The sequence below is a fragment of the Pseudomonas sp. SJZ077 genome (assembly GCF_007993905.1).
Taxonomy (GTDB): domain Bacteria; phylum Pseudomonadota; class Gammaproteobacteria; order Pseudomonadales; family Pseudomonadaceae; genus Aquipseudomonas; species Aquipseudomonas mandelii.
Genome location: NZ_VIUJ01000003.1, coordinates 233,652 through 248,852, shown reverse-complemented (window position 1 = coordinate 248,852; position 15,201 = coordinate 233,652). Strand labels below are relative to the sequence as shown.

The 15,201-nt window shown below is 59.1% G+C and carries 14 protein-coding genes; 7 read left to right on the top strand and 7 right to left on the bottom strand.

Annotation, left to right across the window (positions count from 1 at the left end; translation table 11 throughout):
• Nucleotides 1-64 precede the first annotated feature (64 nt).
• The 4 genes from FBY01_RS08100 to algW form a co-directional block, all read right to left on the bottom strand.
• Nucleotides 65-463 carry a hypothetical protein gene (locus FBY01_RS08100; RefSeq protein WP_083375013.1) on the bottom strand — a complete coding sequence of 133 codons (399 nt, stop codon included), beginning with the start codon at nucleotides 461-463 and terminating at the stop codon, nucleotides 65-67.
• A 279-nt stretch (nucleotides 464-742) separates the two neighbouring features.
• Entirely contained in the window at nucleotides 743-1,471 is a 729-nt protein-coding gene (locus FBY01_RS08095; RefSeq protein WP_145306956.1) for a DUF4198 domain-containing protein, read from the bottom strand.
• 12 nt (nucleotides 1,472-1,483) lie between these two features.
• On the bottom strand, nucleotides 1,484-3,589 hold the full coding sequence (locus FBY01_RS08090; RefSeq protein WP_042932372.1) for a TonB-dependent siderophore receptor: 2,106 nt from the start codon (nucleotides 3,587-3,589) through the stop codon (nucleotides 1,484-1,486).
• Between the two features lie 86 nt (nucleotides 3,590-3,675).
• Nucleotides 3,676-4,836 (bottom strand): Do family serine endopeptidase AlgW, encoded by a 1,161-nt coding sequence (gene algW, locus FBY01_RS08085; protein ID WP_010463285.1) that lies wholly within the window; start codon nucleotides 4,834-4,836, stop codon nucleotides 3,676-3,678.
• Nucleotides 4,837-4,938: 102 nt separating this feature from the next.
• Here algW and FBY01_RS08080 point away from each other — a divergent pair, with 102 nt between their 5' ends.
• The 4 genes from FBY01_RS08080 (at nucleotide 4,939) to cysN (ending at nucleotide 9,260) form a co-directional block, all read left to right on the top strand.
• Nucleotides 4,939-5,697 (top strand): Nif3-like dinuclear metal center hexameric protein, encoded by a 759-nt coding sequence (locus FBY01_RS08080; RefSeq protein WP_145306953.1) that lies wholly within the window; start codon nucleotides 4,939-4,941, stop codon nucleotides 5,695-5,697.
• Between the two features lie 247 nt (nucleotides 5,698-5,944).
• Complete coding sequence (cysD, locus tag FBY01_RS08070; RefSeq protein ID WP_010463281.1) at nucleotides 5,945-6,862, top strand: sulfate adenylyltransferase subunit CysD; 918 nt, start codon at nucleotides 5,945-5,947, stop codon at nucleotides 6,860-6,862.
• Between the two features lie 104 nt (nucleotides 6,863-6,966).
• Complete coding sequence (locus FBY01_RS08065; RefSeq protein ID WP_145306951.1) at nucleotides 6,967-7,308, top strand: four helix bundle protein; 342 nt, start codon at nucleotides 6,967-6,969, stop codon at nucleotides 7,306-7,308.
• Between the two features lie 53 nt (nucleotides 7,309-7,361).
• A complete protein-coding gene (gene cysN / locus FBY01_RS08060) occupies nucleotides 7,362-9,260 on the top strand; it encodes a sulfate adenylyltransferase subunit CysN (protein WP_010463277.1) in 1,899 nt (632 codons plus the stop codon).
• Nucleotides 9,261-9,439: 179 nt separating this feature from the next.
• Here cysN and FBY01_RS08055 read toward each other — a convergent pair whose 3' ends face one another.
• From FBY01_RS08055 to FBY01_RS08045, 3 genes are read right to left on the bottom strand one after another with little or no spacing between them, the layout of a single operon-like run.
• Entirely contained in the window at nucleotides 9,440-10,342 is a 903-nt protein-coding gene (locus tag FBY01_RS08055; RefSeq protein WP_077747431.1) for an acyltransferase, read from the bottom strand.
• On the bottom strand, nucleotides 10,343-12,442 hold the full coding sequence (gene pta / locus FBY01_RS08050) for a phosphate acetyltransferase (protein WP_010463273.1): 2,100 nt from the start codon (nucleotides 12,440-12,442) through the stop codon (nucleotides 10,343-10,345).
• A 60-nt stretch (nucleotides 12,443-12,502) separates the two neighbouring features.
• Complete coding sequence (locus FBY01_RS08045) at nucleotides 12,503-12,841, bottom strand: DUF3565 domain-containing protein (protein WP_042932938.1); 339 nt, start codon at nucleotides 12,839-12,841, stop codon at nucleotides 12,503-12,505.
• On the opposite strand from FBY01_RS08045, the gene FBY01_RS08040 reads away from it, so the two are divergent.
• The 3 genes from FBY01_RS08040 (at nucleotide 12,810) to FBY01_RS08030 (ending at nucleotide 15,191) form a co-directional block, all read left to right on the top strand.
• Complete coding sequence (locus FBY01_RS08040; RefSeq protein ID WP_010463269.1) at nucleotides 12,810-13,295, top strand: peptidylprolyl isomerase; 486 nt, start codon at nucleotides 12,810-12,812, stop codon at nucleotides 13,293-13,295. The genes FBY01_RS08045 and FBY01_RS08040 overlap by 32 nt on opposite strands.
• Before the next feature lie 123 nt (nucleotides 13,296-13,418).
• Entirely contained in the window at nucleotides 13,419-13,901 is a 483-nt protein-coding gene (locus FBY01_RS08035; protein ID WP_010463268.1) for a glutathione peroxidase, read from the top strand.
• Between the two features lie 186 nt (nucleotides 13,902-14,087).
• The gene (locus FBY01_RS08030) at nucleotides 14,088-15,191 is read left to right on the top strand and encodes an NADH:flavin oxidoreductase (RefSeq protein WP_077747433.1); all 1,104 of its coding nucleotides are present in this window, start codon (nucleotides 14,088-14,090) and stop codon (nucleotides 15,189-15,191) included.
• Nucleotides 15,192-15,201 lie beyond the last annotated feature (10 nt).

The window sequence follows — 15,201 nt, the reverse complement described above, 5'->3', positions numbered from 1 at the left end:
CGGTAATGGGGGCACTGATCGGGCTTGGAAGTAGGAGCCTGATCAGTGCCGTCGCTGTAACGGATCAGCTTTGTTGTACGTCAAACTCGCCGGTAACTGTCCGCGGCGATGAATCATCTGTGATGAACTCAAATTCACCTTTGGCCTTTGTCATGCCTTCAGTGAACGTCACTGTTATCGAACCGGTTTTAACATGGTGGCTGTTCGTACCGTCAAAGAGAACCCACTTAGGATCGTTCTCGTTGAAATCATCTGGGTATTTTTTTGTTACTTTTTGATTGTCGACGATTCCAGTCGGAAATCCGATAAAAATTGAAAGCGTGTTTTTTGTCCCGCGGATATATCCAGCAGGTTTTTCCCCCGCAAACTTGTGAAGTTTAACTTCGGCCGCACTAAAGTGAGGGTCAACACTGATTGTTGCATTAAAAGTACCTGAGTCCTTTTGAGATTTTTGTGTGGCCATGAATAAAGCTCCCTTCGGTCAAATTAAGAGTGGAAGACAAAAGTGTCATTCCTTCTGCGGTATTAACGTTAACGACGGGAGCTTTCGAAAGGTACTGTCATAAATGACAGTTCATTAGCTTTATTTGGAATAAGTTTCTGTTCTTGAATATCAAATACTTCAGGTGTGGCAGGAAGATAGTTCTGGCCGCGAAGAACCCTGACGCGATGCAGCTGTTACGCCACGCCATCGTTCTCCACGGGCAAGTCGGACCGCCGCACCGTGCGCGCCTACAGAGGGTTACTCGTGATGCGGTTCGCCCAGAAACGTCAGCGAACTGAACACCCCCCGCGTCGCCACATCCGGATTGTCCTTCAGCACGATCTCCATCTGCGCCGAAATCACGTTCAACCCTTCATTACGCACCACCACCTGCGCACGCCCGTCCTTATCTGTCTCGGTACTCAACGTATTCGGCGCACTTCGATAGTCGCCAATCAACTTCACCCCCGCCGCCGGCTTCCCATCCAATAACACCTGCACGGGCAGCAACTTGCCCGGTCCAACCGTCAGAGGATCAACCTCCGGCAGAATCAGCAGTTTCATCTGATCAAGCTTGGGTAACTTCGCCCCAGGCTGATAAATCGCCAGGCTGTATTTGAACGTCTGTGTCGACTCGATGGCCCCCGGCACTTTGCTGCGTCCTTCGTTGATCCATTTTTTATCCGCCGTTTGCGACCACATGCCGTTGTCCAGCGCCACCGCCATCACGGCAGGCGGCTTCAGCGGTTGCAGACGTGCGTGATCGGCCAGGCGCTGGACGGTCACCGGGATCATTTTGTCGTTGACGTCATAAGCCCAGGCGCCGCTGATTTTTTGTGCCTTGAAGGCGTTGTCTTCGGCGCCGTGGCCGTAAATCACTTCGATGTTGCCGCGACGCTGTTCGGTCCAGAGACCATGGGCCGAGACCTGGCCGGTAAACAACAGGCCGAGCAGCAGGCTGAGCAGTGCGGGTTTGAGGTTTTGCATGGGAACTTCCTTTTACAGATTGAGTGTGAGGCTGACGGTGAAATTGCGCGGCTCACCGGGGTTGACCCAGTAATTGCTGTAGGAGCGCTCGTAGTATTTCTCGTCGAAAAGGTTGTTCAGGTTCAGGCCGACAGTGACGTTTTTGCTGGCCTTGTAATGGGCCAGAAGGTCGACGGTGTGGTAGGACGGCAGCTCGAAATCGCTGCCGGATTCGCCTGAACGATCGCCGACGTAAGTGAACGCCGCGCCGACGTCGGAGCCTCGTAAATGGCCATCCTGAAATTCATAAACGCCCAGCAGGCTGCCGCTGCGCTTGGCGACGCCGAGGATTCGGCTGCCGGTGGGAATTACCTTGTCGCCCTCGGTGACCTCGGCGTCGATGTAGGCGAAGGCACCGATCACCCGCACGGCGTCGGTCACTTGCCCGGTGACTTGCAGGTCGAATCCCTGGCTGCGGGCCTTGCCCATGGCGCGGCTGGTGTCCGTGCCCGGGTCTAGTGCAAGGACGTTTTCCTTTTCAATATGGAAGGCGGCGAGGGTGGTGCTCAAGCGGTCGTCGAACAGCTCGCTCTTGATCCCGACTTCGTAACCGACGCCTTCTTCCGGGTCGAAGGATTGGCCGCCAGCGTCCAGGCCGTTGTTCGGCTTGAACGAGGTGGAGGCGTTGGCGAACAGCCCGACTTCGGGTGTCAGCTGATAAAGCAGGCCGGCCCGTTGGGTCAGTGCGTCGTGGCTCTGGCGGCTGGTGGCACCGCGGCTGTGATCGTCGATGCTTTGCTCGAAATGTTCGAAGCGTGCACCGAGCATGCCGCGCAGTTTGTCGGTGAAGACAATCTGGTCCTGGAGGTTCAGCGCCCGGCTTTCGACGTGTTCAAAAAGGTCGGTGCCGGAGCGCTTACCGTTGGGTTTCGGCTGACCGTAGACGGGTTGATAAATGTCGATAGCGTAGGGGCCGCCGGCAATGGTCGTGACCCGTTCGTTCTTGCGGAAGTTTTCATACTCGCTGCCAATCAGCAGTTCGTGCTGCCAACTGCCGAGGTCGAACAGACCGCGCAATTCGAGTTGGGTGATGCTGTCGTGCCAGTTTGTGTCGCGCTCGCGATAGCGCCGATTCACAGTGTGGCCGTCGGCATTCAGCGGGCGACTTTCGGAAGCGTAGCCCCAGAGTTTGCCTTCCTTGTAATGGCTGGCCAGGCGCAGCTTCCAGTTGTCATTAAGATGGTGTTCGAGGGCTGCTTGCAGCAGGTTGTTGTGGTTGTCGATGTTGCCGTCATTGGGTTCGCCAAGGAACGTCGAACGGGACACGCCACTCCATTTGTTGTTCGGCGCGACGATGCCGCGATCGAACGTGGAGCTGTGACGGACGAATTCGCTCTCCACCAAGAGGCTGGTGTCCGGGTTCAGTTGCCAACTGAAGGAGGGCGCGACAAACACTCGCTGGCTGTCGACGTGATCGCGGAAGCTGTGGTTGTCCTCGACGGCCAGGTTGATTCGCGACAGCACGTTGGCTTCGTCATCCAGCGGCGTGTTGACGTCGAGGGCGGTGCGATAGCGGTCCCAACTGCCGGCGCTGGTTTGCAGGGTGGTGAATGCTTCGGGCTGGGGTTTCTTGGTGACGATGTTCACCGTGCCGCCCGGATCGCCGCGCCCGTAGAGACTGGCGGCGGGTCCTTTGAGCACTTCGATGCGCTCGATGTTAGCGACGTCCGGGGTGCTCGGATAACCCCGGTTGGCGCTGAAGCCGTCCTTGTAGAATTCCGAGGTGGTAAAGCCGCGCACGCTGTATTCGTAAAGCGTCAGGCCTCCGAAGTTGTTCTGCTTCGACACACCGCCAGCAAAATCCAGGGCGCGCTCGACACTGGTGCTGCCCAGGTCATTGAGCACACTGACGGGAATCACGCTGATGGATTGCGGGATGTCGCGGATCGCGGTATCGGTTTTGGTCGCGCTGGCAGACCGCGTGGCACGGTAGCCCTGGACCGGGCCGGTGGGCGATTCGTAGTCGGAGGTGACGCTGATGGCGTCCAGTTCGAGGGTGCCGGGCTCTTCGGCGAAGACCGGATCCACCAGCAGGCCGAGGGCAAGACCTGCCACGGAAGCCATTGTACGAGACGACATGTTATGTTGTTCCAATAGTGATATTGAAACAATATAACATGCCTAATGAGAATGTCTGCTGTTAGCCAGCGATCCTCGGGACAGGGTCAGTTTTCTTCTTTCTCTTTAACCGGCGCCGGCGGCGGACGCAGGCCGATCTCAGCCGTGAGCTTGAGCTCTTTGCCGTTGCGCATCACCTGAATGGTGACCTTGTCGGTCGGTTTGATCCGCGCAACCTGGTTCATCGAGCGCCGACCATCACCGGCCGGTTCGCCGTCGATGCTGAGGATCACGTCACCCAATTGCAGGCCAGCCTTCTGCGCCGGACCGTCACGGAAAATCCCTGCGACCACAATGCCCGGGCGCCCCGACAGACCAAACGACTCCGCCAGTTCCTGACTCAACGGTTGCACTTCGATGCCGAGCCAGCCGCGAATCACCTGCCCGTGTTCGATGATCGACTTCATCACTTCCATGGCCAGTTTGACCGGGATCGCAAAACCGATGCCTTGCGAGCCGCCGGACTTGGAGAAGATCGCCGTGTTGATGCCGGTCAGGTTGCCGTTGGCATCCACCAGCGCACCGCCGGAGTTACCGGGGTTGATCGCAGCGTCGGTCTGGATGAAATCTTCGTAGTTGTTCAGGCCCAACTGGTTACGGCCAGTGGCGCTGATGATGCCCATGGTCACGGTCTGACCGACGCCGAACGGGTTGCCGATGGCCAGGGCGACGTCACCGATGCGGATGTTGTCGGAGCGACCGACGGTGATCGACGGCAGGTTTTTCAGGTCAATCTTCAGCACCGCGAGGTCGGTTTCCGGGTCGCTGCCGATGACGCGGGCCAGGGTTTCGCGACCATCCTTGAGCGCGACCACGATCTGGTCGGCGCCGCTGGTGACATGGTTATTGGTCAGCAAATAACCTTCCGGACTCATGATCACCCCGGAACCCAGGCTCGACTCCATGCGCTTCTGTTTGGGCGAGTTGTCGCCGAAGAAGCGCCGGAACTGCGGGTCTTCAAACAAGGGATGGTTCGGTTTGTTGATGACTTTGGTGGTGTACAGGTTCACCACCGACGGCGCGGCGATGGTGACCGCGTCGGCATAGGACACCGGACCTTGCTGCGTCGTGGTGGTTTGCGGGGCTTGCTGCAGGTTGACGTCGAGGCTCGGAAGCCCGACCCACTGCGGGTAACGCTGGATGATCAACAGAGCGATAAGCACGCCGGCCAACAGCGGCCAGCCGGAAAAACGCAGCGCCTTGAGCATTAAGCACGTCCTGAGAGGTTGCAGGCGGCATGAGACCGCCCATAATGTCGCGCATTATACGAGGCGCAGCTCGCCTCTGAACGGGATATTTAGGAGTCTTTTATGGCCGTCGCCTTGAGCACCCTGGTCGAAGAAGCCGATCGTTACCTAAACAGTGCCAGGATTGCCGATTACTGCCCCAACGGCTTGCAGGTCGAAGGTCGGCCGCAGGTGATGCGCATCGTAAGCGGCGTCACGGCAAGCCAGGCGTTGCTCGACGCCGCAGTCGAAGCTCAGGCCGATCTGGTGCTGGTGCATCACGGCTATTTCTGGAAAGGCGAGAATCCGTGCATCACCGGTATGAAGCAGCGTAGGTTGAAAACCCTGCTCAAGCACGACATCAGCCTGCTGTCCTATCACTTGCCGCTGGACCTGCACCCGGACGTCGGTAACAACGTGCAGCTGGCGCGGCAGCTCGACATCACGGTCGAAGGCCCGCTGGATCCGGACAATCTCAAGGTTGTCGGCCTCGTTGGCTCGTTGAGTGAACCGATGACGCCCCGTGATTTCGCTCGCCGAGTGCAGGAAGTCATGGGCCGCGAGCCGTTGCTGGTCGAAGGCAGCGATATGATCCGCCGGGTCGGCTGGTGCACCGGTGGCGGCCAGGGTTACATCGATCAGGCCGTGCTGGCTGGCGTCGACTTGTATATCAGCGGTGAGGCGTCCGAGCAGACCTTCCACAGCGCCCGGGAAAACGACATCAGCTTCATCGCCGCCGGCCATCACGCCACCGAGCGCTATGGCGTGCAGGCGCTGGGTGATTACCTGGCCCGGCGGTTTGCCCTTGAGCACATCTTCATCGATTGTCCGAATCCGATCTGATTACCACCAAAAATCAAATGTGGCAGTCTGCTGGCGATCGCTGCATCACATGCGACATTGATGTGACAGATACACCGCAATCGCGAGCAAGCTCGCTCCCACTGGGTCTTTGGTGCCCAAACGAGGGGGTATATTCATATACCCTTTCGATCTAGCTCGCGTCCTGATTAGAAGAGGACGCTGTGCTAGGATTCCTCGCTCGAACACGGCCCGCTGGCCGTCCATAAGATCGTTTTCGTGAGTAGCCATGGTCGACAAACTGACGCATCTGAAACAGCTGGAGGCCGAAAGCATCCACATCATCCGCGAGGTCGCCGCCGAGTTCGATAACCCGGTGATGCTGTACTCCGTCGGTAAAGACTCCGCCGTGATGCTGCACCTTGCGCGCAAGGCATTCTTCCCGGGCAAACTGCCGTTCCCGGTGATGCACGTCGACACCCGGTGGAAGTTCAAGGAGATGTACGCGTTCCGCGACCGCATGGTCGAAGAACTCGGCCTTGACCTGCTGGTACACGTGAATCCCGATGGCGTCGCGCAGGGCATCAACCCGCTGACCCACGGCAGTGCCAAGCACACCGACATCATGAAAACCGAAGGCTTGAAACAAGCTCTCGACAAGTACGGCTTCGACGCCGCTTTCGGTGGCGCTCGCCGCGACGAAGAGAAGTCCCGTGCCAAAGAGCGCGTGTACTCCTTCCGTGACACCAAGCACCGCTGGGACCCGAAAAACCAGCGCCCGGAACTGTGGAACGTCTACAACGGCAACGTCAACAAGGGCGAATCCATTCGTGTGTTCCCGTTGTCGAACTGGACCGAACTGGACATCTGGCAGTACATCTACCTCGAAGGCATCCCGATCGTGCCGCTGTATTTCGCCGCTGAACGCGACGTCATCGAGATGAATGGCACCTGGATCATGATCGACGACGAACGCCTGCTCAATCACCTGAGCGACGAAGACAAGGCGCGCATCGTCAAGAAAAAAGTCCGTTTCCGCACGCTGGGTGACTACCCGCTGACCGGTGCGGTCGAGTCCGAGGCCACCAGCCTGACCGACATCATTCAGGAAATGCTCCTGACGCGAACTTCCGAACGCCAGGGCCGGGTCATCGATCACGATGGCGCAGGCTCGATGGAAGAAAAGAAACGTCAGGGGTACTTTTAAGCTTCGAGTTACAAGCGGCAAGCTGCAAGTTAAGGGCGGTATGCGTAATTTCGTAGTTTGGTGCTTGTGGCCGGTTGCTGCGAGCCGTTATCGGATGACTCGCAATGGATTTCGAGAAGCTGATTGTCTGGCAGAGAAGTAAGTGTTTGGCGGTAAGGATCTACAGGGAGTTTGCGAGATGTGGGGATTTTGGCTTCAAGGATCAAATTACCCGCTCCGCACTATCGGTGCCTTCCAATATTGCTGAAGGGATGGAGCGTTGTGGTGCCAAGGAAAAAGTACATTTTCTTTGGGTGGCAAAAGCCTCGTGTGGTGAGTTGCGCACTCAGATCCTCATCGGCCGTGATATTGCCTGCATTACTGATCCTCTGGCTGACGATTGGATTAAAGAAACCCGCGAGCTTTCAAGAATGCTATGCGGCTTGATCAACAAAATTTCTGAGTAGCTGTACGCCGACAAGCTTGCCGCTTGAAGCTTACAGCTTGGAGCTCGAATGCAATGAGTCACGCATCTGATTTGATCAGCGAGGACATCCTCGCCTACCTGGGCCAGCACGAACGCAAGGAAATGCTGCGCTTTCTGACCTGTGGCAACGTCGACGACGGCAAGAGCACCCTGATCGGGCGCCTGCTGCACGACTCCAAGATGATCTACGAAGATCACCTGGAAGCCATCACCCGCGACTCGAAAAAAGTCGGCACCACCGGCGAAGACATCGACTTGGCGTTGCTGGTCGACGGCCTGCAGGCCGAGCGTGAGCAGGGCATCACCATCGATGTCGCCTACCGCTATTTCTCTACCGCCAAGCGTAAATTCATCATCGCCGACACCCCCGGCCATGAGCAGTACACCCGCAACATGGCCACCGGTGCGTCCACCTGTGACCTGGCGATCATCCTGGTCGACGCCCGCTACGGCGTGCAGACCCAGACCCGCCGCCACAGCTTCATCGCCTCGTTGCTCGGCATCAAGCACATCGTGGTCGCCATCAACAAGATGGACCTCAACGGCTTCGACGAAACCGTGTTCGAGTCGATCAAGGCCGATTACCTGAAGTTCGCCGAAGGCATCGCGTTCAAGCCGACCACCATGGCCTTCGTGCCGATGTCGGCATTGAAAGGCGACAACGTGGTGAACAAGTCCGAGCGCTCGCCGTGGTACACCGGCCAGTCGCTGATGGAGATTCTCGAGACCGTCGAGATCGCCAACGACCGCAACTACACCGACCTGCGTTTCCCGGTGCAGTACGTCAACCGTCCGAACCTGAACTTCCGTGGTTTCGCCGGCACTCTGGCCAGCGGCGTCGTGCACAAGGGCGACGAAGTCGTTGTGCTGCCGTCGGGTAAGAGCAGCCGCGTGAAATCCATCGTCACTTTCGAAGGTGAGCTGGAACACGCAGGTCCTGGTCAAGCGGTGACGCTGACCATGGAAGACGAGATCGACATCTCTCGCGGCGACTTGCTGGTGCACGCCGACAACCAGCCGCAAGTGACCGACGCCTTCGACGCCATGCTGGTGTGGATGGCCGAAGAACCGATGCTGCCGGGCAAGAAATACGACATCAAGCGCGCCACGAGTTACGTGCCGGGTTCGATCACCAGCATCGTCAATCGTGTTGACGTGAACACCCTGGAAGAAGGTCCTGCCAGCTCGTTGAACCTGAACGAGATCGGTCGGGTCAAGGTCAGCCTCGACGCAGCCATCGCACTGGACGGTTACGCCAGCAACCGCACCACCGGTTCGTTCATCGTCATCGATCGGTTGACCAACGGCACCGTGGCCGCCGGCATGATCATCGCCCAGCCGTTGGCGCATGGCAGCAGCACGCACCACGGCAAACTGGCGCACGTGGCCACCGAAGAACGCGCCCAGCGTTTCGGTCAGCAACCGGCCACCGTGTTGTTCAGCGGCTTGTCGGGCGCGGGCAAAAGCACCTTGGCTTACGCGGTTGAACGCAAACTGTTCGACTTGGGTCGTGCGGTGTTTGTCCTTGATGGTCAGAACCTGCGTCACGACCTGAACAAAGGTCTGCCACAGGATCGCGCCGGGCGTACCGAAAACTGGCGTCGTGCCGCGCACGTTGCGCGTCAGTTCAACGAAGCCGGTCTGTTGACCCTGGCGGCCTTCGTGGCGCCGAGTGCTGAAGGTCGTGAGCAGGCTCGGGAACTGATCGGCAAGGAGCGTCTGCTGACGGTCTACGTCCAGGCCTCGCCGACGGTCTGCGCCGAGCGTGATCCGCAAGGCTTGTACGCGGCGGCGGGGGATAACATCCCGGGCGATTCCTTCCCGTATGACGTGCCGCTGGACGCCGACCTCATCGTCGACACCCAGTCGCTGTCGCTGGAAGAAAGCGTCAAGCAAGTGCTGGATCTGTTGCGTAAGCGTGGCGCGATCTAAGCGTTAGCCGTTAATAAAAAACCCGCCAATGAGTGATCATCGGCGGGTTTTTTTGTTTCTGTTCGGACGCCTTCGCGGCAAGCCTCGCTCCTACGGGTTTGTGTCGCGTCATAGGTTGCGATCACCCCAAATCCGTAGGAGCGAGGCTTGCCCGCGAAGAGGCCGGCACAGGCGCCTGATTACTTCGCCGGATACTCCCGATGCATCTGCCCAAGCAACGCATCCTTGTCTTCCCACAACTGATTGATCCAGCCCTGAAACTGCAACCGATACTCCCCATCCTGGTCGTAGTTCTTACCAATGAACTGCGGCGGAATCTTCAGTTCCTGAAAGTGCACCACCACATCCTTCACATTCCCGCACAGCAGATCCCAGTAACCGGGACGCCCGGCCGGGTAGTGAATGGTCACGTTGACGATCGACTCAAGCTGTTCACCCATCGCATCCAGCACAAACGCAATGCCGCCAGCCTTGGGCTTGAGCAGGTACTTGAACGGTGATTTCTGCTGCGCATGCTTGCCTTCAGTGAACCGGGTGCCTTCGACGAAATTGAAAATCCCCACCGGGTTATGGCGGAACTTGTCGCAGGTCTTGCGGGTGGTTTCCAGGTCTTTGCCTTTCTTCTCCGGGTGCTTTTCCAGGTAGGCCTTGGAATAGCGCTTCATGAACGGAAAACCGAGCGCCCACCAGGCCAGGCCAATCACCGGCACCCAGATCAGTTCCTGTTTGAGGAAGAATTTCAGCGGCTGGATGCGCCGGTTGAGCACGTACTGCAACACCATAATGTCCACCCAGCTCTGGTGGTTGCTGGTGATCAGGTACGAGTGCTTATAGTCCAGCCCTTGCAGGCCACTGAGGTGCCAGCGGGTGCGGCAGACCAGGTTCATCCAGGCCTTGTTGTTGCTGATCCAGGCTTCATGGGTGTGGCTCATCAACCAGAGCGAGAAACGCTGGGTGAGGGCAAAGGGCAACACCTTGATGATCGCTACGCAGAACAGAAACGAGCACAGCAGAATGGTATTTAACGCCAGCAACAACGATGCAATCACGCCGCGCACGGCGGCAGGTAGAAAAGCCAGCATTTAAAGATCCAAAGGTCGGTTGGCAGCTTGAATCGCGGTCAGCGCGATGGTGTACACGATGTCATCGACTTGCGCGCCGCGCGGCAGGTCGTTCACGGGTTTGCGCAGGCCTTGCAGCATCGGCCCGAGGCTGACGCAATCGGCACTGCGCTGCACAGCTTTGTGCGTGGTGTTGCCTGTGTTCAGGTCGGGGAACACGAACACCGTGGCGCGCCCGGCGACCTGGCTGTTCGGCGCCAGTTGCCGGGCCACGGTTTCGTTGGCGGCGGCGTCGTATTGCAACGGGCCGTCGATCAGCAGCGAATTCTGTTGTTCGTGGGCGAGCAGCGTCGCTTCGCGAACCTTTTCGACTTCTTCGCCGCTGGCCGATTCACCGCTGGAGTAGCTGATCATCGCCACGCGCGGGGTGATGCCGAATGCGGCTGCCGAGTCGGCGCTTTGCAGAGCGATCTCGGCCAGTTCGCTGGCGCTCGGGTGCGGGTTCATCACGCAGTCGCCGTAGACCAGCACTTCTTCGGGAAACAGCATGAAGAACACCGACGACACCAGCGTGCAGCCCGGCGCCGTCTTGATCAGCTGCAGGGCCGGGCGGATGGTGTTGGCGGTGGAGTGGATGACCCCGGAGACAAGACCGTCGACTTCATCCAGCGCCAGCATCATGGTGCCGATCACCACGGTGTCTTCCAGTTGTTGCTCGGCCATCGGTGCGTTGAGGCTTTTGCTTTTGCGCAGCGCAACCATCGGTTCGACGTAGCGCTCGCGAATCAGGTCCGGGTCGAGAATCTCCAGACCCGGCGGCAGCTCGATGCCCTGGGCGCGGGCCACGGCTTCGACGTCTTCCGGTTTCGCCAGCAGCACGCAACGGGCGATGCCGCGCGCCTGACAGATCGCCGCCGCTTGCACGGTCAGCGGCTCGCTGCCTTCGGGCAGGACGATGCGCTTGTTGGCGGCCTGGGCACGCTGGATCAGTTGATAACGGAACACCGCGGGCGACAGGCGCATTTCACGCGGAGTGCCGCAACGCTGGTGCAGCCAGTTGGCATCCAGATGACTGGCAACGAAGTCGGTGATGATCTCCGCACGCTCGCGGTCGTCGATCGGGATTTCCTTGTTCAGACCGTTCAACTGGTTGGCGGTGTCGTAGGAGCCGGTGCTCACCGACAACACCGGCAAGCCCGCCTGCAATGCGCCACGGCACAGGTCCATGATGCGCGGATCGGGCAGGGTGTCGCTGGTCAGCAACAGGCCGGCCAGCGGCACGCCATTCATGGCGGCGAGGCTGACGGCGAGGATGATGTCGTCGCGATCGCCGGGGGTCACCACCAGCACGCCGGGCTTGAGCAGCTCCACAGTGTTGCGCATGGTGCGGGCGCAGATGATGATTTTGGTCATGCGCCGGGTTTCATAATCGCCGGCATTGAGAATCTGCGCGCCCATCAGGTCGGCGACGTCGCGGGTGCGCGGCGCGTTCAATTCCGGCTGGAAAGGAATGCAGCCGAGCAGGCGAAAATCACCGCTGCGCAGCAACGGCGAATGTTCCTTCAAGCGCGAAGCGAACGCCTCCATGCTTTCGTCGGTCTTGACCTTGTTGAGGATCACGCCGAGGACTTTCGGATCTTTGGGGCCTCCGAACAATTGCGCCTGCAATTCCACTCGGCCAGACAGTTCGGTCAGCACTTCGTTTTCCGGTGCCGAGACCAGGATCACTTCGGCGTCGAGGCTTTTTGCCAAGTGCAGATTCACCCGCGCGGCGTAACTGGCGCTGCGGGTCGGGACCATGCCTTCGACGATCAGCACGTCCTTGCCGACGGCCGCTTGCTGATAAAGGGTGATGATTTCTTCGAGCAGCTCATCCAGCTGACCGTCGCCAAGCATGCGCTCGACGTGAGCCAGACCGAGTGGCTGCGGCGGTTTCAAACCGTGGGTGCGCGCCACCAGTTCGGTGGAGCGTTCCGGGCCGGTGTCACCCGGATGCGGCTGGGCGATCGGTTTGAAAAAGCCGACTTTGAGGCCGGCGCGCTCAAGGGTGCGCACCAGCCCGAGGCTGATGGAGGTCAGTCCCACACCAAAATCGGTGGGTGCGATAAAAAAAGTTTGCATGCGGATTCTCTAAGGGTGCATGGCAATGGCGATCATCTATAGCTGACGATCTACCGAAATTCAGTCGCCAAGGTTATCGCTAACCGAGGCCTGTGCGCACCAACCGCAATCAAAGGGCTGGCCTATTTTTTCAATACGTTGCGCGGGGTCCAGGACCCAGGCGCGAGATTGCCACGGCGGCTGGTGGCGCAGGTGCTGGGTGTGACCGCAGGAAAGCTCGGCCACCCAGTGCCCGTCCTCATCTTGATGGAAGCCTGTGACCGTCGAGCCTTTCGCCGTCATCCGTCTGTCCGGGTTGTGTTCGCTTTCGGGCGATTGCTTCGCTAAACTTGGCCATTCTTCATTCTTATGCAAAAGGTCTCGCCCCATGCTGATCGCCGCCAATAAGGCTGTCTCCATCGACTATACCCTGACCAACGACGCTGGTGAGGTCATCGACAGCTCCGCCGGCGGCGCGCCGCTGGTCTACCTGCAAGGCGCAGGTAACATCATCCCGGGCCTGGAAAAGGCACTGGAAGGCAAAGCAGTCGGCGACGAGCTGACCGTAGCCGTTGAACCTGAAGATGCCTACGGCGAATATGCTGCCGAACTGGTCAGCACCCTGAGCCGCAGCATGTTCGAAGGCGTCGACGAACTGGAAGTGGGCATGCAGTTCCACGCTTCCGCGCCGGACGGCCAGATGCAGATCGTTACCATCCGCGATCTGGACGGCGACGATGTCACCGTCGACGGCAACCACCCGTTGGCCGGTCAGCGCCTGAATTTCCAGGTCAAGATCATCGCCATCCGTGACGCCAGCCAGGAAGAAGTCGCTCATGGTCACGTCCATGGCGAAGGTGGCCATCACCACTGATTTTCTGCGCTAAGCTCAGAGAACTGGAGAGGCGCCCGAGGGGCGCCTTTTTAGTCCGCGGCTGTCCCTGGCGACATCGCCAAGTGGCTGTTTCGAGTAGAACACGGGAATCTGGAGTTCGTCATGAGTGCTTTTCACGACCTTAAATTGACAGCCCTGGATGGACAGGAGCTACCGCTGGCACCCCTCAAGGGGCACGTCGTGCTTGTGGTCAACGTCGCTTCCAAATGTGGCTTGACCCCACAATACGCGGCGCTGGAAAACCTCTACCAGCAATACAAGGACAAAGGCTTCAGCGTGCTGGGCCTGCCGTGCAACCAGTTTGCCGGGCAGGAACCGGGTACCGAGCAAGAGATCCAGGAATTCTGCAGCCTCAACTATGGCGTGACCTTTCCTTTGTCCAGCAAGCTGGAAGTCAACGGTCATGATCGTCATCAGCTGTACCGTTTGCTCGCGGGCGAGGGTGCGGAGTTTCCGGGGGACATCACCTGGAACTTCGAAAAATTCCTGCTGGGCAAGGACGGCCGAGTGCTGGCGCGGTTCTCGCCGCGCACAGCGCCGGATGATCCGACGGTCATCCATGCTATTGAAAAAGCGCTGAGCTAAATAAAGAAACATCAAAAGATCGCAGTCTTCGGCAGCCTTACGGGTGTTCACCTTCCCCGTAGGAGCTGCCGGAGGCTGCGATCTTTTGCTTTTGGATCTTAATCACCCAAATCAATAGTGCTGTTCAAGGCTTGCGACTCTCCATATTATCGCCGTCATAAAGTCATTTTCCCCGTGGAGCGTCCCATGCCCGTCAAAGCCCTGTTCAAACCGTTCCACCTCGGCAGCCTCGAACTGCCGACCCGCGTCGTCATGGCACCGATGACCCGCTCCTTCTCCCCGGGCGGCGTACCCAATTCCAAAGTGATCGAGTACTACCGTCGTCGCGCCGCTGCCGGCGTCGGCCTGATCGTCACCGAAGGCACCACCGTCGGGCACAAGGCCTCCAACGGCTACCCGAACGTGCCGCATTTCTACGGTGAGGCCGCGCTGGCCGGCTGGAAGAAAGTGGTCGACGCAGTCCACGCCGAGGGCGGCAAGATCGTTCCGCAGTTATGGCATGTGGGCAGCGTGCGCCGCATCGGCACCGAGCCGGATGCCAGCGTGCCGGGTTACGGTCCGTCGGAGAAATTGAAGGACGGTCAGGTCGTGGTTCACGGCATGACTAAACAAGATATCCAGGACGTGATCGCCGCGTTCGCCCAAGCCGCTAAAGACGCCCAAAGCATTGGCATGGACGGCGTGGAAATCCACGGCGCCCACGGTTACCTCGTGGACCAGTTTTTCTGGGAAGGCAGCAACCAGCGCACCGACGAATACGGCGGCAGCCTGGCCAACCGTTCGCGTTTTGCCATCGAATTGATTCAGGCTGTGCGTGCAGCCGTCGGCGAAGGCTTCCCGATCATCTTCCGTTTCTCGCAGTGGAAGCAGCAGGATTACACCGCGCGCCTGGTGCAAACACCGGAGGCGCTGGGGGAATTCCTCAAGCCGCTGTCCGACGCCGGCGTGGACATTTTCCACTGCTCGACGCGTCGGTTCTGGGAGCCGGAGTTCGACGGTTCCGAGCTGAACCTGGCCGGCTGGACCCGCAAGCTCACAGGCAAGCCGACCATCACAGTGGGCAGCGTTGGCCTGGATGGCGAGTTCCTGCAGTTCATGGTCAACACTGACAAGATCGCGCAGCCGGCCAGCCTGGAAAAACTGCTGGAGCGCTTGAACAACGACGAGTTCGATCTGGTGGCGGTAGGGCGTGCGCTGCTGGTCGACCCGGACTGGGCGCAGAAAGTGCGTGATGGTCGTGAGGAAGACATCCTGCCGTTCAGCCGTGAGGCGTTGATGACCCTGGTTTAAGCAGCGACTG